16 protein-coding genes and 2 tRNA genes are annotated in these 15,889 nt (G+C 66.8%); 8 read left to right on the forward strand and 10 right to left on the reverse strand.

Annotated features, from left to right (window positions below; genetic code table 11):
* Positions 1–27: 27 nt before the first annotated feature.
* The 4 genes from def to orn form a co-directional block, all read right to left on the reverse strand.
* Positions 28–600: a peptide deformylase gene (gene def, locus CXQ96_RS13440; protein WP_104118526.1), complete on the reverse strand. Its 573-nt coding sequence runs from the start codon at positions 598–600 to the stop codon at positions 28–30.
* 5 nt (positions 601–605) lie between these two features.
* Positions 606–1,778, reverse strand: a complete 1,173-nt coding sequence (locus CXQ96_RS13445) for an acyl-CoA dehydrogenase family protein (protein WP_104118527.1) — start codon at positions 1,776–1,778, stop codon at positions 606–608.
* A gap of 150 nt (positions 1,779–1,928) precedes the next feature.
* A tRNA-His gene (locus CXQ96_RS13450) sits at positions 1,929–2,001 on the reverse strand.
* A gap of 126 nt (positions 2,002–2,127) precedes the next feature.
* Positions 2,128–2,730 (reverse strand): oligoribonuclease, encoded by a 603-nt coding sequence (orn, locus tag CXQ96_RS13455; RefSeq protein ID WP_104118572.1) that lies wholly within the window; start codon positions 2,728–2,730, stop codon positions 2,128–2,130.
* A 306-nt stretch (positions 2,731–3,036) separates the two neighbouring features.
* Between orn and mptB the strand changes: the two genes are divergently transcribed.
* From mptB to CXQ96_RS13470, 3 genes are all read left to right on the forward strand, one after another.
* On the forward strand, positions 3,037–4,557 hold the full coding sequence (gene mptB, locus CXQ96_RS13460) for a polyprenol phosphomannose-dependent alpha 1,6 mannosyltransferase MptB (protein ID WP_181036471.1): 1,521 nt from the start codon (positions 3,037–3,039) through the stop codon (positions 4,555–4,557).
* A gap of 85 nt (positions 4,558–4,642) precedes the next feature.
* On the forward strand, positions 4,643–5,059 hold the full coding sequence (locus tag CXQ96_RS13465) for a DUF3224 domain-containing protein (protein WP_104118528.1): 417 nt from the start codon (positions 4,643–4,645) through the stop codon (positions 5,057–5,059).
* Positions 5,060–5,128: 69 nt separating this feature from the next.
* Positions 5,129–5,201, forward strand: a tRNA-Arg gene (locus CXQ96_RS13470).
* Between the two features lie 70 nt (positions 5,202–5,271).
* On the opposite strand, the gene CXQ96_RS13475 is transcribed toward CXQ96_RS13470, so the two are convergent.
* On the reverse strand, positions 5,272–5,715 hold the full coding sequence (locus CXQ96_RS13475; RefSeq protein WP_104118529.1) for a DUF6098 family protein: 444 nt from the start codon (positions 5,713–5,715) through the stop codon (positions 5,272–5,274).
* A gap of 204 nt (positions 5,716–5,919) precedes the next feature.
* Here CXQ96_RS13475 and CXQ96_RS13480 point away from each other — a divergent pair, with 204 nt between their 5' ends.
* From CXQ96_RS13480 to ettA, 3 genes are all read left to right on the forward strand, one after another.
* Positions 5,920–6,498, forward strand: a complete 579-nt coding sequence (locus tag CXQ96_RS13480) for a single-stranded DNA-binding protein (RefSeq protein ID WP_104118530.1) — start codon at positions 5,920–5,922, stop codon at positions 6,496–6,498.
* Positions 6,499–6,593: 95 nt separating this feature from the next.
* Positions 6,594–7,124 (forward strand): hypothetical protein, encoded by a 531-nt coding sequence (locus CXQ96_RS13485; protein WP_146070900.1) that lies wholly within the window; start codon positions 6,594–6,596, stop codon positions 7,122–7,124.
* A 175-nt stretch (positions 7,125–7,299) separates the two neighbouring features.
* Positions 7,300–8,982, forward strand: coding sequence for an energy-dependent translational throttle protein EttA (ettA, locus tag CXQ96_RS13490; protein WP_104118532.1), 1,683 nt, complete (start codon positions 7,300–7,302; stop codon positions 8,980–8,982).
* 106 nt (positions 8,983–9,088) lie between these two features.
* Here the strand turns inward: ettA and CXQ96_RS13495 are convergent, their stop codons facing one another.
* A complete protein-coding gene (locus tag CXQ96_RS13495; protein WP_104118533.1) occupies positions 9,089–10,009 on the reverse strand; it encodes an acyl-CoA thioesterase II in 921 nt (306 codons plus the stop codon).
* A 141-nt stretch (positions 10,010–10,150) separates the two neighbouring features.
* On the opposite strand from CXQ96_RS13495, the gene CXQ96_RS13500 reads away from it, so the two are divergent.
* Positions 10,151–10,690, forward strand: coding sequence for a thioesterase family protein (locus tag CXQ96_RS13500; protein ID WP_258059122.1), 540 nt, complete (start codon positions 10,151–10,153; stop codon positions 10,688–10,690).
* A gap of 6 nt (positions 10,691–10,696) precedes the next feature.
* Positions 10,697–11,353 (forward strand): hypothetical protein, encoded by a 657-nt coding sequence (locus tag CXQ96_RS13505; RefSeq protein ID WP_104118535.1) that lies wholly within the window; start codon positions 10,697–10,699, stop codon positions 11,351–11,353.
* A gap of 98 nt (positions 11,354–11,451) precedes the next feature.
* Here CXQ96_RS13505 and CXQ96_RS13510 read toward each other — a convergent pair whose 3' ends face one another.
* The 4 genes from CXQ96_RS13510 to pepN all read right to left on the reverse strand — a co-directional run bounded on the left by CXQ96_RS13510 (position 11,452) and on the right by pepN (position 15,867).
* Positions 11,452–11,880, reverse strand: a complete 429-nt coding sequence (locus tag CXQ96_RS13510) for a globin (RefSeq protein WP_181036472.1) — start codon at positions 11,878–11,880, stop codon at positions 11,452–11,454.
* Between the two features lie 119 nt (positions 11,881–11,999).
* Positions 12,000–12,626 (reverse strand): mechanosensitive ion channel family protein, encoded by a 627-nt coding sequence (locus CXQ96_RS13515; RefSeq protein ID WP_104118574.1) that lies wholly within the window; start codon positions 12,624–12,626, stop codon positions 12,000–12,002.
* A 115-nt stretch (positions 12,627–12,741) separates the two neighbouring features.
* A complete protein-coding gene (locus CXQ96_RS13520) occupies positions 12,742–13,227 on the reverse strand; it encodes an OsmC family protein (RefSeq protein ID WP_104118537.1) in 486 nt (161 codons plus the stop codon).
* Between the two features lie 87 nt (positions 13,228–13,314).
* Positions 13,315–15,867, reverse strand: a complete 2,553-nt coding sequence (gene pepN, locus CXQ96_RS13525; protein ID WP_104118575.1) for an aminopeptidase N — start codon at positions 15,865–15,867, stop codon at positions 13,315–13,317.
* Between the last annotated feature and the right edge of the window lie 22 nt (positions 15,868–15,889).

Genomic DNA, 15,889 nt, shown 5'->3' on the forward strand with positions numbered 1-15,889 from the left:
CCCGCGCCTGGTTCTGGTCGGCCTGACCTAGTGGCCGAAGGGATCCGGATCGACCCCGGGCATCCACGTCAGCCCCGGCACGCCCCACCCCTGATTCTTCATCGCCTTGCTCGCTTTCCGCGCCTGGCGATTGTTCAGCCTGTCGACGTAGAGCTTGCCGTCCAGGTGGTCGTACTCGTGCTGCATGCACCGGGCGAACCACCCTGTCGCCTCGAATCCGACCGGAGCGCCATGACCGTCGAACCCGGACACCCGGACCCATTCGGCGCGCTTGAGCGGAAAGGCTTCTCCGGGCACGGAGAGGCAGCCCTCGGACTCCTCCTCCGGATCGGGATCCGAGCCGGGGACCTTGGAGGTGACGAGCGTCGGGTTCACGAGCACGCCGCGGGGGGCGACGCCGTCGTCGTTCTCCATCGCGTAGACGAAGACGCGCAGTCCCACACCGATCTGCGGCGCGGCGAGACCGACGCCGTTGGCGACGTCCATCGTCTCGAACATGTCGGCGATCAGGCTCCGCAGCTCATCGTCGAAGGCCTCGACGAGCTGGGCACGCCGGTGCAGAACTGGTTCTCCCATGATGGTGATGGGGTGGACAGCCATGGAACTTACCTCTTCTGGGTTGAACGGTCGGCGATCGACCGCCCGATCGACTCGCGCATGATCTCGCTGGTGCCGCCGAAGATGGTCAACAGCCGTGCTGCGAGGAAGGCCTGCGATACCGGGTACTCGAGGATGTAGCCGTACCCGCCGTGCAGCTGCAGGCACCTGTCGGTGATGGATTTCGCCCGCTCACTCGCCCACAGCTTGGCCTGCGCTGCAGCCGTAGGCGTCAGTGAACCGGAGTTGAACGCGAGCACCGCGGCGTCGACGAAGGTCTCCGTCACCTCCACCTCGGTGAGGATGTCGGCGAGGACATGGCGGGTGTTCTGGAAGTCGAGCACCCGCTCACCGAAGGCGCTGCGCTCGGTCACGTACCTCAGCGTCTGCTCGTAGGTGGCGCGCGCGAGGGCGGAGGAGGCGACGGCGATTCCCAGCCGGCCCTGTGGAATCTGCTCGAGGCTGTAGCGCAGTCCCTGACCGACCTCACCGACGAGGTCACCCCCCGGGACGCGCACGTTGTCGAAGAACAGTTCGGCCGTGTCCGATGCCCGGAGTCCCATCTTGTCCAGCTGGCGGCCGGGAGTGTAGCCCTCACCTTTGCCCACCAAGAAGAGCGAGAAGGAATCGCTCGATCCACGGCCTGTGCTGCCGTCGGTACGAGCGAGCACCAGGGAGGCATCGCCGCTGATTCCATTGCCGATGAAGACCTTCTGGCCGGTGATCAACCAGTCGTCGCCGTCGCGGACGGCCCTGGTGCGGATGCCCCGCAGATCGCTGCCTGCTCCCGGTTCGGTCCAGGCGCACGACGTGACGATCTCGCCGGAGACCATACCGGGCAGCCAGCGTTCCTTGAGGTCGTCCGAGCCGTGAGCGAGCAGGTGCGGCAGGACGAGATCGTCGTGCAGGTGGAAGGCCAGTCCTACCGCGAGGTGGTTACTGCGGGCGAACTCCTCGTCGAGCACCGAACGGAAGCGGTAGTCGGGCATACCCGCGCCGCCGAACTCCTCCGGTACGGCCAACCCGAGAAGCCCCTGCTCCCCGGCGGCAGTCCAGACCGACCGGTCCATCATGTGGCGCTGGTCCCACCCCGCGTAGTGGGGAGCGACGGCGCGATCGTTGAACTCGCGGGCGACGTCGCGGAAGAGTTCGTGATCCTCTTCGAACACTGTGCGTTCCATGGCAGGGATCCTTCGTTGCAGTCAGCCGGAGGAGTTCAGACAGTGGCGGACTGTCATCCGGGCGTGGGCTTACTGGGGCCGGAAATGCGTATGCCGTCCCGGACGGTCTCCGGGACGGCATACGTGGTCAGGATTTCCCTGACGACTGAGGGTGAGTAACGGGGGTTGAACCCGCGACCTCCTGGACCACAACCAGGCGCTCTGCCAACTGAGCTATACCCACCAAGTGTCTCCGCTGTCCGGCCCGTCGGATCGCTCCGTCGAAGCTGTCTGCGGAAGGCAGCGGATACAAGTTTACACACTTTTTCGTGTGCTTCCGACCGCCCGCCGGGGTGGGTGGCAGCGGCGGTCAGGAAGCGATCGTCCGGGCTATGGCCCTGCTCGTGGCCGAGTCCGGTCCGGGAGCAGGAACGAAGACTGCTGCACGGTAGTAGCGCAGCTCCCTGATGGAGTCCTCGATATCACCCAGCGCCCTGTGTCCGCCGGTCTTCGCAGGAGCCTGGAAGTAGGCACGGGTGTACCAGCGGCGTGCGAGTTCCTTGATGGTGGACACGTCGATGATGCGGTAGTGCAGGTAGTCGACGACGAGCGGCATGTCGCGGACGAGGAAGTTGCGGTCCGTTCCTACGGAATTACCCGCGAGCTGCGCCTTTCGAGGCTCCGGGACCCACTTCCGGATGTAGCTGAGAACCTGTTCCTGCGCGTCCTCCATCGTGATGCCGCCGTCCAGTTCCTCGAGCAGGCCCGAGGTGGTGTGCATGTCCCGGACGAAGTCGCCCATCTGGGCGAGAGCTTCGGCGGTGGGTTTGATCACGACGTCCACACCGTCTCCCAGGATGTTGAGCTCGGAATCGGTCACGAGGACGGCCACCTCGATCAGGGCGTCGTTGACGAGGTCCAGTCCCGTCATCTCGCAGTCGATCCAGACGATGTGTTCATTCGATATCGGCATCAGACCAATGTACCGCTCGGCTCTGACCCCGCGGCGCCGCCCCAGGCCGTGCGCTTCCTGGTCCCGCTCCATGTCAGGGGCCGCCTGTCGATGCCGATCCCATAGCCTGCCCATACGGTGCAGGCGGAGGCCCGGTGCTAATATTCGAACAGTTCGCTCAGGGCTGCGGGGAGATCTGGGTGACCCTGCTGCTTCCGGCAAGGGTGCCGCACCGCGGACGCCCGACGTCCACCGCATGACGGTGGAAGGTCTGAGAACGAGGGCGTTCCACGCCGACTCCTGCTTGCCGAAGATTGGATTTTCCAGATGCCCGCCCAGGTCCCGCTCACCGAGATCGAGACGCAGCCGGGCCCCAACCGACCCAATGTCGCCGTCCTCCAGGGATTCATCGGGTCCCTGATGATGTGGATGGGATCGCTCGGGGTTGGTTGGCTTTCACTCGCCTCCGCCGAACTGCGCCGTCATCCGATCATCATCTGGCTCCGCTTCGAACCCGCCGGGGCCGTGCTGTCCGTCCTGGTCCTGGCGCTGGGCGGGATGCTGCTGATCCGGGCGTGGCTCCGGCTCGGTCAACGGTTGAACGGCTGGTCCGACGAGACACGCCCCTATCTCCTGAAGGCCATCGTCGCTTGGACGATCCCACTCGCAGCAGCGCTTCCGCTGTTCAGCAGGGACGTGTTCGCCTACATCGCGCAGGGCCAGGTCATGGTGGCCAAACTCAACCCCTACGTCGACGGCTATTCGCAGATCTCCAACTACCTGCAGATCGGTGCCGATGATCTGTGGGCTCAAAGCCCCACCCCCTATGGGCCGGTCTTCCTCTGGATCGAAGAGGGCATCGTCAGGATCACCGGAGGACACCCCGACACGTCGATCATCCTGTTCAGGGTCGTCGCGCTGATCGGGGTCGCGCTGTGCGTCTATTTCGTCCCGAAACTTGCCGAGCTGCACTCCATCAACGCCAACCGGGCGCTCTGGCTGACGGCAGCCAACCCACTCTTCCTGATCAACTTCGTCGCCGCGATCCACAATGACGCCCTGATGATCGGCCTGGCGCTCGCGGGTCTCTACTTCGCCGCAGCCAAACGGCCCGTGCTCGGCATCCTGCTCATCACCCTGTCCGTCGGCATCAAGCCGATCACATTGATCTTCCTGCCGTTCGTGGGGCTCATGTGGGCCGGCAGGGGGGCGTCCTGGCCGCGGCGATTCCTCTACTGGTTCCTGACGGCAGGGCTGTGCCTCGGGATCCTGTGGATCATGGGCCTCGTGAACACCTTCGGATTCGGTTGGGTCGGAGCGCTGAGTACCCCGGGAAGCGTGTGGATCTGGTACGCGCCGATCGGTTTCATCGGACTCGTCATCGCTACGCTCGGCGACGCGCTCGGCCTCCGCGGATGGGACCTCGCCAACGCGTTCCATACCCTTGCGCGGGTTGCGTCCCTCGTGATCATCGCGTTCCAGGTCCTCCGCGGCGACCACAGCCGGCTCGTGCGACGGCTGGCGTTCTCCCTCGCCGCGATCGTCATGCTGGCACCCATGATCCAGTCCTGGTACGTCGTCTGGCTCATCCCGCTCTTCGCGGTGACCGGTATCCGCGACGACTGGCAGGTCAAGTTCCTCTACGTCACCGTCGCCTTCTTCATGGTCTACGCGATCTCGGACCAGCTCGACATCTTCCCCTACTTCGACCTGAGTCTCGCGATGGCGCGCCAGCTCGCTGCTGTCGCCGCCCTCGGCTTCGCGCTGTATCTCGTCTTCCTGGACCGCAGTACGAAGGTATTGTTCCGTCGTCGTTACCAGCCCCTCGCACCGGGGCAACTGCACTGATCTCGGTCGGTCCGGTCGGCACGCAGGAGCCGGAGCCGCACAGATGCGGCATGCATGACACCCGCGGAGCGGCAATACTAAGCAGATGACTGATACTGGAACGACGACGTACAGCGGCGAGTACGAGATCACCGCCTGGGACGCGGAAGCCTATTCGGCGCCGGGCAGCACCGGGGAGCTGTCCAGGGTCAGGGCGGAGAAGGTCTTCGAGGGAGACATCAGCGGCACCAGCACCGCCGAACTCCTGATGGCGGGGAACGACGTCGGCGCCGGTTACGTGGCGTCCGAACAGTTCGTCGGGTCGGTCGGGGACCGGAGCGGAACGATGACCGTCCAGCACTGGGGGGTCGCGGAGGGGGCGGAAGCAGCGAGTTCGGGGCACATCATTCCCGGATCGGGAACCGGCGGACTCAGCGGCATCTCGGGCAAGGCCATCTACTCCCAGGACCCGGACGGCCAGCACCGCCTCGAGCTCAAAGTGGTCTTCACCGCGGACGAGTAGTGGGGTTCCGGGCGCCTCACCGAACAGTGCGCCGCTCGTGGTAACCGCGGATAGTAAACTGGGTGAGCTGCCTCCGTAGCTCAGGGGATAGAGCAGGGGCCTTCTAATCCTCTGGTCGCAGGTTCGAATCCTGCCGGGGGCACAGCACGAGGGCCGGACGCCGATGCGTCCGGCCCTTCGCATTCCTCGGCCTGGCGCCCGAGCGCAGGGTTTCAGGGACGGTTGCCTGTGTCGAAGCGTTCGTCGTAGACCCGCTCTGCCTCCTGAAGAAGTCCGTCATGCAGCTGACCGAGCGGCTTCACCTCGGCAAGTAGCGGCTCACAGTCCGGACCGCGGCCGACGCAGGACCCGGTGAGCACCCAGGGGTACCTCTCCTCGTCCTCCGCCAGATGCCGGTACTGGCAGATCTGCCGAGCCAGCCAGTCCTCGATGGGGCGGGTCCACCACTGCTCGGGTGTGAGCGGGTTGACGGACAACCCCGGCAGCGCGAGCCCGCTCTCGCCGTCCTCGCTCGCCGAATCGCGGTCTGCCTCGTAGCCGCAGGAGTAGCGGAGGTACACAGTCTCCGCGCCCTGTACGAGAGCGGCCAGTTCCTCGAGCGAGCCGATCACGCGGTCGTCGGCTCCGATGATGTCGTGACGTGATGCAGTTTCCATCCCTCCACGCTAGGGAAACGGGCGGCATCAGCTCAAGGGACTATTGCTGGGAGCCGGTTGCTTCCCCTCCGGGCTTCCGTGGCCTAGCCAGCCGGAGCGTTGTCCACATAGGGGTAAGCGGCGCCGACCGTGTCCGACGTGCGGCGAAGACTGGACCGAGGCCGGCACGTATCGCCGCCCTTCGGACCTACGGAAGGACAGAACATGACTGACATCATCACCGTGCGGGGCTACGTCGCCACGGAGGTACGGCTCTCCCTGGCTCAGAGCGGTCTTCCGATCACGGGATTCCGCATGTGCTCCACAGAACGCCGATTCGACAGGGAGACCAACGCGTGGGTGGACGGCCACACGAACTGGTACTCGGTGTCGATGTTCCGGCAGCTGGCGACCAATGCCGGAGCCAGCATCAAGAAGGGTGACCGCGTGATCGTCACCGGGCGCCTGCGGATCCGTCCCTGGATCAACGCGGACGGACGGACGGGCACCTCGGTCGAGATCGATGCGGACACCGCCGGCCACGATCTCATGTGGGGTACCGCGAACTTCAGGCGGACGACGGCGGACCGGAGCGAGGCGCTTCCCGGTGCAGGTACTGATGATCCCTCCGGCCTTCAGGCCGGCAGCGGCGTGCCGGACGGCGACGTCCCGGACACCGTGGACCCCGCAACGGGCGAGCTCTACGAGACATCGCACGGTCCAGGGCTGGGTGAAGCGCCCGCGATCGGTGAAGGTAGCAGGGATCGCGACGGCGCCCTGGACCCGGAGGCCGTACCGTTCTAGCCGGGTCGGACGGAGGAGGAACGGGAGGATCACCCAGCGCGGCAACGGCGGCAGCACGGACGCGGGGGAGCGGCGCGCGTGGCAGGATGAAACGCGTGACTAGTGCCGCTCTCCCCGAGCAGAACCCCCGAAGGCTCAGCCTGGAGAGGGTTCTGGCCGTGCTGGTGACCGGCGCCCTCCTCGCGTTGACGTCGTGCACGGCAACCCCTGGCCCCGCTCCTCTGTCTACTGCAGGCAGCGGTGCCTCCTCGGTGGCAACCCCTCCGGTCGAAGGGGCGGGCGGGTCGGAGTCGACGGCCGCGGCCGACGAGACGCCGTCGGACGCCGCAAGAATCGCCGCCGCCGTCGAAGGCGCGCTGCGGACGCTGGCAAGTGCGCAGGCCTCGGTGACGAGCGCCGAGGTACGGACAGCGATCGAGCAGGGTTTCGCTGATGCCGGATCCGTGCCCGACTCCGTGGAGGTGTCCATCGACCGCACGCCGACAGGGCTCGATGTCGACTCCATCCAGGGCGCGGGCCGTGCAGGAGAGACTTGCATCGTCGGGGAGGTCCGTGAGGGAACGGTGTCGGTGACGCTGCTACCGGCTCTGGCCACCGGTCTGTGCTTCGTCGGCGACCAACGCTAGCGGGCTCGTAGCTGCGGGCTGGGTGCTTCCGAGGAGTGCACTCCGCCTTCTGAGCATTCGTCCCGCGTGCAGCTGTTCCTGCCGGGCGGATTCCCCTGGCTGAGCTCCTGCGACCGGGGTGTCGGCCGGCCCCGCGAATGTGAGAACACGGTAGCCAACCACTAGCCTTAGAGGCATGGCGGAATTTATCTACACAATGACCAAGGCCCGCAAGGCCGTTGGCGACAAAGTTATCCTCGACGACGTCAGCATGTCGTTCTTCCCGGGCGCGAAGATCGGCGTGGTCGGACCCAATGGCGCGGGTAAGTCGACCATCCTGAAGATCATGGCGGGCATGGACACGCCCTCCAACGGCGAAGCGCGCCTGAGCCCCGGTTACACGGTCGGCATTCTCCTGCAGGAACCGCCCCTGAACGAGGAGAAGACCGTGCTCGGCAACGTCCAGGAGGGCGTGGGCGAGATCTACGGGAAGATCCAGCGGTTCAACGAGATCTCGGAAGAGATGGCCAGTCCGGACGCGGACTACGACACGCTCCTCGATGAGATGGGCAAGCTGCAGGAAGCCATCGACGCCGCCGATGCGTGGGATCTCGACTCCCAGCTCGAGCAGGCGATGGATGCGCTGCGGTGCCCGCCGCCGGACGCCGACGTCCGCGTCCTCTCCGGAGGTGAGCGTCGCCGGGTCGCCCTGTGCAAGCTCCTCCTGCAGAAACCGGACCTCCTCCTCCTCGACGAGCCCACCAACCACCTCGACGCCGAGAGCGTGCTCTGGCTCGAGCAGCATCTCAAGTCCTATGCCGGTGCAGTCCTGGCTGTCACCCACGACCGGTACTTCCTCGACCACGTCGCCGAGTGGATCGCCGAGGTCGACCGCGGCCACCTCTATCCGTACGAGGGCAACTACTCGACCTACCTCGAGAAGAAGCGCGCCCGACTCGAAGTCCAGGGCAAGAAGGACCAGAAACTCTCGAAGCGCCTGAGCGATGAACTGGAGTGGGTCCGGTCCAACGCCAAGGGACGCCAGACGAAGTCGAAGGCTCGCCTCAACCGCTACGAGGAGATGGCTGCGGAAGCCGAGCGCACCAGGAAACTCGACTTCGAGGAGATCCAGATCCCGCCGGGCCCGCGCCTCGGCAGCCAGGTCATCGAGGCACACAACCTGCGCAAGGGCTACGACGAGCGCATCCTCATCGACGGACTGTCCTTCTCGCTGCCACGCAACGGCATCGTCGGTGTCATCGGTCCCAACGGCGTCGGCAAGACCACCCTGTTCAAGACCATCGTGGGGCTCGAGCCGCTCGACGGCGGGGAGCTCCGCATCGGTGATTCGGTCAAGATCTCCTACGTGGACCAGTCGCGGGGAGGTATCGACCCGAACAAGTCGCTGTGGGAAGTCGTCTCCGACGGCCTTGACTTCATCCAGGTCGGACAGGTGGAGATGCCGTCCCGCGCCTATGTCTCGGCCTTCGGTTTCAAGGGCCCGGACCAGCAGAAAAAGGCGGGGGTTCTCTCCGGTGGAGAGCGGAACCGGCTGAATCTCGCCATGACGCTCAAGCAGGGCGGCAATCTGTTGCTGCTCGATGAGCCCACCAACGACCTCGACGTCGAGACGCTCTCGAGCCTCGAGAACGCGCTGCTCGAATTCCCGGGCTGCGCCGTTGTCGTCTCGCACGACCGGTGGTTCCTGGACCGGGTGGCGACCCACATCCTGTCCTACGAAGGCACGGAGGAAGACCCGGACAACTGGTACTGGTTCGAGGGCAACTTCGACGCCTATGAGGAGAACAAGGTGGAGCGCCTCGGCGCCGACGCCGCGAAGCCGCACCGCGTCACGCACCGTCGCCTCACACGGGACTAGCATCACCGGACGACAGGAGGGACACGGCTCGAAGCCGTGTCCCTCCTGTCGTCCTACCCTTCATCCAGCGGTACTCGCGCGCGAGGGCGAGTGCCGCGCTCCAGGCTCAGGCGGGCGGGATCCTGACCATGCCCTCCTGCGCGACACTGGCGACGAGGTCTCCGTTGCGGCTGTAGATGCGACCTGCGGCGAGCCCGCGCGCCCCGGACGCGCTCGGAGAACTCTGCACGTACAGCAGCCATTCGTCCACGCGCACCGGGCGGTGCCACCACATCGCGTGATCGAGGCTCGCGACGCTCATGCCGGGCTGGATCCAGCTCAGGCCGTGGGGACGCAGTATGGACTCCAGCAGCGTGTAGTCGCTGGCGTAGGCGAGGGCGGCGCGATGGACGTTCGGGTCATCGGGCATGGGTCCCAGGCTGCGCATCCAGACCGCGTTCCGGGGTTCCCGCGAACCTTCGTTCGAGAGATACAGCGGTGCGTCGATGTGCCGGATGTCGAAGGGGCGGTCATACGCCCAGGCGCGTGCTACCGGATGATCCAGACCGCCGAGGATATCGGCTGTCGATGGCAGGCTCTCGGGGTCGGGCACGTCGACGGGCATCGGATCCTGGTGGACGATACCGCCGTCGGGCTCCTGGAAGGAAGCGATCATCGACAGGATGGGCACACCGTTCTGGTAGGCGTGGGTCCGGCGAGCCGAGAAGGAACGCCCGTCGCGCAGGCGCTGCACGCCGAAGGTGATGGGTTGATCCGCGTCACCCGCACGCAGGAAATAGGCGTGCATGGAGTGCACGTCCCGCGTCCGGTCCACGGTTCGCATGGCCGCGATGAGTGACTGGGCGAGCACCTGACCGCCGAAGACGCGGCGGCTCGGCTGGCGCGCGGAGCCGCCGACGAAAATCTCCTCGTCGGTCTGCGCTCCCTCCGCGCTGCTGAGGTCGAGCAGGTCCAGGAGTGCTGCCGTCGGATCCTTCCTGGGCTCTCGTACCGCCGGTGCTTCAGGTGTTGGCGCTTGTTCTGCCATCGTCGGGTGTCTCCTCGTGGAACAGGTGCTGTGGAAGGGGAGGGCGAGCGTCGACCGGACCAGCCATCGCGGACACTCCAGGCACCTACTGACAGTAGACGGAGCCGTATATGCGCTCAAGGCGGGTGTACACCGGCGCACATGGCCTTGCTCACACTGCGCGCCCTGAGGGCGCCCGAATGGCACCGGCCCGACGGCGTCTGGAAGGATGGCTTCATGCCCCCGGTCCACACCATTCCCCTCCAGTTGCGATTCGGCGACGAGGATTCCTACGGACACGTGAACAACGTGCGTTTCCTGCAGTTCCTGGAGGACGCGCGGGTGCTGCTGATGAGTGAGTCGCAGCCGGGGGGATCCTTCATGGACCTCGTCGACCCTGACCACTACACCCTCGTCGGCCGGCAGGAGATCGAGTACCGGGCTCCCTTGAACTTCAGCACCACGCCTGCGGCCGTCGACCTGTGGGTCACCGACATCGGCGGATCGAGCTTCGAACTGGGCTACGCCGTGCGGGATCAGGTGGTGCTGGAAGGCAGCACCACGAGTGCGGTCGCTGCGACCACCATGGTCCTGGTCAGCCGCAGCACCGGGCGCCCGGTCCGTCTGTCGGAGAGCCAGAAGGACATCCTCTCGACCTGGCGCGGACCGGCTGTGGCCTTCCGTCGCCCGCGCGGCAGGTAGCGCGCCGTGCCGACCCCCTCGCTGCGCTTCGGAGACAAGCAGACGGTCGCCGACTTCCAGACGTTCACTGCCCGGGCGCGGGCCACCGAGGACGGCGGCATGCGGCTGCTCACGGCCGGTCCCGTCCTGGCGGCCTATGTCTGCACGCTTCGTCCCACGGTCCTCGGTGAGCCGGTTCCGGCGGTGCTCGGACTGCGGACCATGGCACTCGGCGCCGGGGCGAATGTCGACGTGACGGTGTCGCTGGGGTCGGTCCTCGACCGACTGGCCCGGATGGGGGACGACGACGTCGAATTCCCCGTGCCGACCGTGACCGCGACGGAGAACTGGGCCGGGGTCCTGCCGCCGCGGTCCGGATGGGTGCACGAAGGGATGGTGCCGTGCGATGCGCTCGAGCAGGCGGCGAAGGACGGTATCGGGGCCGTGGCACGAGGCCTTCCCGATCGGGCGGGCGCGCCCCTCGTGAGCAGCGTCCGGGCCGCGGTCTGGGGACGCCCGCTGGAAGGGGTTCCCGGATCGGTGGCGGCAGGAGCTGCTTTCGGTGCGTTCAGCCTGGGATTCCTCGAGCCGGGAGCGGACGCGACGATCCGCACGAACGGACGCTGGTCCCGCGTGAGTACCGGCCGCGGGCACATCCTCGTGCGCGCTGCTGCCATCTTCTGAGTTCTTCGAGGACCGGCGTGCATCGGCCCCGTGTGGCGTATGGCCCGGACGAAGCGCACCATCGGTGCATGCTGGTCGGACCGGTCGGTGGGCAGACCTCAATCCGCGGCGTTCACCATCGAGTGTGCAGCGCGATCGAGGTAGTCCCACAGGGTCGCCTCATGCAGGGGAGCCAGGTCCAGGGAATCGACGGCGGCACGCATGTGCAGGAGCCACCGGTCCCTCGCCTCGGGCCCGACGCGGAAGGGCATGTGCCTCATGCGGAGCCTCGGGTGTCCCCGCTGCTCCCCGTAGGTCTTCGGCCCGCCCCAGTACTGCTCGAGGAAGAGCAGCAGGCGTTCCTTCGCAGGGCCGAGGTCCTGCTCCGGATACATGGGACGGAGGACGTCGTCCCGCGCCACGCCGTCGTAGAAGGCGTCGACGAGCCTCACGAACGTCTCGTGGCCGCCCACCGTGTCGTAGAAATTGTCCGTGTACTGGGGCTGGGTGAAACCCTGGCCCGCGGCGACGAGGCGCTCGACGGGCAGCGCTGCCCGCGCTCCCGGGGGCTGCGCAAGCAGGGGCGGTTCGCCCGATGGCGCGGCGGAACCGGCGTGCTGCGCGTCCTCGCCGGAGTTCGTCTCACGGGTGGGGTGCTCGGACGAACTCATGACTGCCCCTCCGCCGCCACCTGTGCAGGTGCAGGTTCCGGCGGCGCCACGTAGTTGCCCTGCGACCTGTTGCCCACCTTGGTGATGTCCCCGTTCCGGACGTACCAGATGGCTCCGTTCTCGTCGACCATGCGGGTGATCCGCAGCCCGAGCGACTGCACGACGCCCACCGTGTCACCGACCTCGATCGTGTCGCCGATCCCGTACTGGTCCTCGATCGTGATGAAGAATCCCAGGAAGGCATCCCGGATCACCTCGCGTGCACCGAAACCGATGGCGATACCGACGATGCCGACGCTCGCGAGGATCGGACCGATGTTGAAGCCGAGGGTATCGATGGCCATGAGGGTCGCGACGATGGCGATGGTCCCGGCAGCGACGCTCGACATCAGGCCGCCGATCGTCTCCGCCCGCTGGACGCGACGAGCACTGTCGAAGGGACGGAGCACAGGCTGCGCCCACTTGAAGTGCGGCTTCTTGAAGACGCTGTAGCCGTCCTGGACGCGCTTCACGGAGCGCGCGATGAGGTAGCGGACAACGAGCCATAGGAGCACGGCGCCGATCAGGATGATCAGCGCGCCGATGACCTGGCCGCCATAACCGAGGGAGGGAAGGAATGTCATGGGGATCGCTTTCATGCAGGGGATCCGGGGGAGTCCGCCACAGGGAGCCGGAAGGCGCGGGGACGCCTTAACAGGCTACAGCGGCGGGCGCGGCCCGACGACGGGGGCGTGCTCGTCACGAGTGCTGCGGGGTGCGGCCGGATGTCGGCTCGTGGTGCACGGGGAAGTTCACGGACCGGGCGATGAAGCACAGCCGGTTCGCCTCCCCGTGCAGCGAGTCGGCCAGTGAGGCCTGGCTCTCGTCCTGCAGCTCCACGTGGGGGCGCAGCACGACGCCGGTGAACTCACCGCTGCCGTCCCGGTTGAGACGCAGCGAGCCGGTCGCCGTGTCGCGGTAGCCCGTCACGATCACACCGTTCTTCACGGCGACGTGGAGGTAGGACAGCATGTGGCACTGCGCGACGGCGGCCAGCAGCAGCTGTTCGGGATTCCAGCGCTCCTTCGTGCCGTGGAAGGTGGGATCGGCGGTCCCGAGGAGAAGCCCCGGGCCGTCGACGTCCACCTCGTGGTCACGGCTGTAGGACCGGTAGCCGGACGTGCCGGAACCGAGGTTGCCCGTCCAGCGGATCCGTGCCGAGTAGTGGTGCTCCTGCAGATTCATGGATCGACCCTAGTACGCATTCGGGACACGCCGGGACCGGCACGGAGGGGGACAGCGACGTCGTCCTCCTCCGCGCCGGTCGACCTGCTACCTGTCGGCCGCCTGCGCCCTGAGGGCGCGCTCGATTCCGTCCCGGCTTTCCAGGACCAACCGGCGGAGGGATGGCGATGCCTCCCCGAGCTCCGCGAGGAACGCGTCGGTCCGGTCCAGCGTCGCCTGGGTCGTCAGCAGCGAGGGATAGAGACCCACGATGATCTGCTGGGCGATCTCGTGCGTGCGGGTGGCCCAGACGTCCTGGATCGAGGCGAAGTACTTCTCGACGAAAGGCTCGAGGAGTGTGCGCTCGTGCACCCGCGAGAAGCCCGCGATCATGGAGCGTTGTGTCGAGTTCGGCAGGTCGGCGGAATCCACCAGTGCGGACCAGGCCGCTTCTTTGGCCTCGGGTGTCGGAACGGCCGCACGTGCTCCGGCGGCCGCGAGCTGACCCGTCGCCGTCGTATCGCGGGCGAGTTCCGCATCGATCTCGGACTGACCGTACCGGCCGCCCGCCACGAGACTGGTCAGCAGCTCCCAACGAAGGTCCTGGTCGACGCTGAGGCCGGCAGGAACGCGCTCGCCGGTCAGGAGTGCCTCGACGGTGTCGAGGTGCCGGGCGGTGCGGGCGTGGGACGAGAACGCCTTCGTGAACTGCAGTTGCGCGTCCGACCCGGCCTCGGCATCCAGCGCGAGGTCGAGGAGGCTGTCCGCGGCTGCATCGCCCATCGCCTCGCGATCGTCGGGATTGACGTAGAACGCGAGCGTCGAGGCCAGCTGACGGAGCAGGACGAGCACGACGGAGGAGTCCGATTCCGCGCCGATGTTCTGCAGCACCAGCTCCACGTAGTCACGCGCAGGCGTCTCGCCGTCGCGGGCTGCGTCCCAGGCCGATGCGAGGACGAGCGTACGCGGGAGTGACTCCCTGAAGTCCTTCACATGCCGCACCGAGGTGCGGAGCGAGGCAGGGTCGAGTCGGATCTTCGCGTAGGCGAGGTCGTCGTCGTTCAGCAGCACGAGCGCCGGCTGCCTGCGGCCTACTAGGTCCTCGACCTCCGTGCGCTCGCCGTCGACGTCGAGCTCGACCCGGTGCGTGCGCACCAGCGCGCCGTCGTCGTCGTGGTCGTAGAAACCGACGGCGAGGCGGTGCGGGCGGATCGTGGGGAAGGCCTCGATCGCGGTCTGCAGGATGGCGAACGAGGTGATGGTGCCGTCGCCGTCCGTGCTGAACTCGGGACGCAGCGTGTTGACTCCCGCGGTCTCGAGCCAGAGCGCGGACCAGGCCTTCAGGTCACGGCCGCTGGCCGCCTCGAGCTCGGACAGGAGATCGACGAGTTCGGTGTTCCTCCAGGAGTGCTTCGCGAAGTACTGGCGCACGCCCTCCATGAACTTGTCCTGTCCCACCCAGGCCACCAGCTGCTTGAGCACCGACGCGCCCTTCGCATACGTGATGCCGTCGAAGTTGACCTGCACGTCCTCGAGGTCGTTGATCTGCGCCACGATGGGGTGCGTCGAGGGAAGCTGGTCCTGCCGGTAGGCCCAGCCCTTCTCGAGGATGGCGAAGGTCGTCCATGACTGCGTGAACTCGGTCGCCTCGGCCGCGGCGAGCGTGGACATGAATTCCGCGAACGACTCGTTCAGCCAGAGGTCGTTCCACCAGCGCATCGTGACGAGATCCCCGAACCACATGTGTGCGAGCTCGTGGAGGATCGTGATGGCACGGCGCTCGATCGTCGCGTCCGGCACGCGGGAGCGGAACACGTAGGTCTCGAGGAAGGTGACGGCACCGGCGTTCTCCATCGCGCCGGCGTTGAACTCGGGGACGAAGAGCTGGTCGTACTTCGCGAAGGGGTACGGAGTGCCGAACTGTTCCTCGTAGAACTCGAAACCCTGGCGCGTCAGCGCGAAGATGTTCTCCGCGTCCATGTACTGCATCAGCGACTTGCGGGCGAAGACGCCGAGCGGGATCGTCCGGCCGTCGGAGCTCGTCAGCTCGCTGCGCACGGACTGGTACGGCCCGGCGATGAGCGCCGTCACGTAGGAGGACATGACCGGCGTGGGGTCGAAGTACCACGTCGAGTTCGCTTGGGCGTCAGCGTCGGAACCGGCCTGCACAGGTTCGGGCGTGGGCGCATTGGAGATCACATCCCAGTGCGAGGGCGCCGTCACGGCGAAGCGGAACGTCGCCTTCAGGTCCGGCTGCTCGAACACCGCGAAGACCCGGCGCGAATCGGGCACCTCGAACTGCGTGTAGAGGTAGACCTCGCCGTCCACGGGGTCGGTGAAGCGGTGGAGCCCCTCTCCGGTGTTCATGTAGAGCATGTCCGCCTCGACGACGAGGGTGTTGCTGGCGGAGAGCGCGGGGAGCTGTATCCGCACGCCGTCGGCGACCTCGGCTGCGTCGAGCTCCACCCCGTTCAGTTCGACGCGGTGCACGGTGTCGGTCACTGCGTCGATGAAGGTCGAGGCTCCCTGCCGGGCGTCGAAGGAGACGACCGTCGTCGACCGGAACGCACGGTCACCGCGCGTCAGGTCGAGGGTGACGTCGTAGGAGTGGACAGAGAGCAGTTCGGCGCGCGTGCGTGCTTCGTCGCGCGTCAGGTTCAGACCGGGCAAGGATCGCCTCCAG

The sequence above is a fragment of the Arthrobacter sp. B1805 genome (assembly GCF_002929745.1).
Classification (GTDB): domain Bacteria; phylum Actinomycetota; class Actinomycetes; order Actinomycetales; family Micrococcaceae; genus Arthrobacter_D.

Excerpts from the sequence above, each read along its gene's own strand:
- CXQ96_RS13515 (WP_104118574.1), bottom strand. The coding sequence starts at position 12,626 with ATGACATTCCTTCCCTCCCTCGGTTATGGCGGCCAGGTCATCGGCGCG.
- CXQ96_RS13500 (WP_258059122.1), top strand. The coding sequence starts at position 10,151 with ATGGCCTTGCTCACACTGCGCGCCCTGAGGGCGCCCGAATGGCACCGG.
- CXQ96_RS13520 (WP_104118537.1), bottom strand. The coding sequence starts at position 13,227 with ATGAATCTGCAGGAGCACCACTACTCGGCACGGATCCGCTGGACGGGC.
- orn (WP_104118572.1), bottom strand. The coding sequence starts at position 2,730 with ATGCCGATATCGAATGAACACATCGTCTGGATCGACTGCGAGATGACG.
- CXQ96_RS13465 (WP_104118528.1), top strand. The coding sequence starts at position 4,643 with ATGACTGATACTGGAACGACGACGTACAGCGGCGAGTACGAGATCACC.
- mptB (WP_181036471.1), top strand. The coding sequence starts at position 3,037 with ATGCCCGCCCAGGTCCCGCTCACCGAGATCGAGACGCAGCCGGGCCCC.
- ettA (WP_104118532.1), top strand. The coding sequence starts at position 7,300 with ATGGCGGAATTTATCTACACAATGACCAAGGCCCGCAAGGCCGTTGGC.
- CXQ96_RS13495 (WP_104118533.1), bottom strand. The coding sequence starts at position 10,009 with ATGGCAGAACAAGCGCCAACACCTGAAGCACCGGCGGTACGAGAGCCC.
- CXQ96_RS13475 (WP_104118529.1), bottom strand. The coding sequence starts at position 5,715 with ATGGAAACTGCATCACGTCACGACATCATCGGAGCCGACGACCGCGTG.
- CXQ96_RS13445 (WP_104118527.1), bottom strand. The coding sequence starts at position 1,778 with ATGGAACGCACAGTGTTCGAAGAGGATCACGAACTCTTCCGCGACGTC.
- def (WP_104118526.1), bottom strand. The coding sequence starts at position 600 with ATGGCTGTCCACCCCATCACCATCATGGGAGAACCAGTTCTGCACCGG.
- CXQ96_RS13480 (WP_104118530.1), top strand. The coding sequence starts at position 5,920 with ATGACTGACATCATCACCGTGCGGGGCTACGTCGCCACGGAGGTACGG.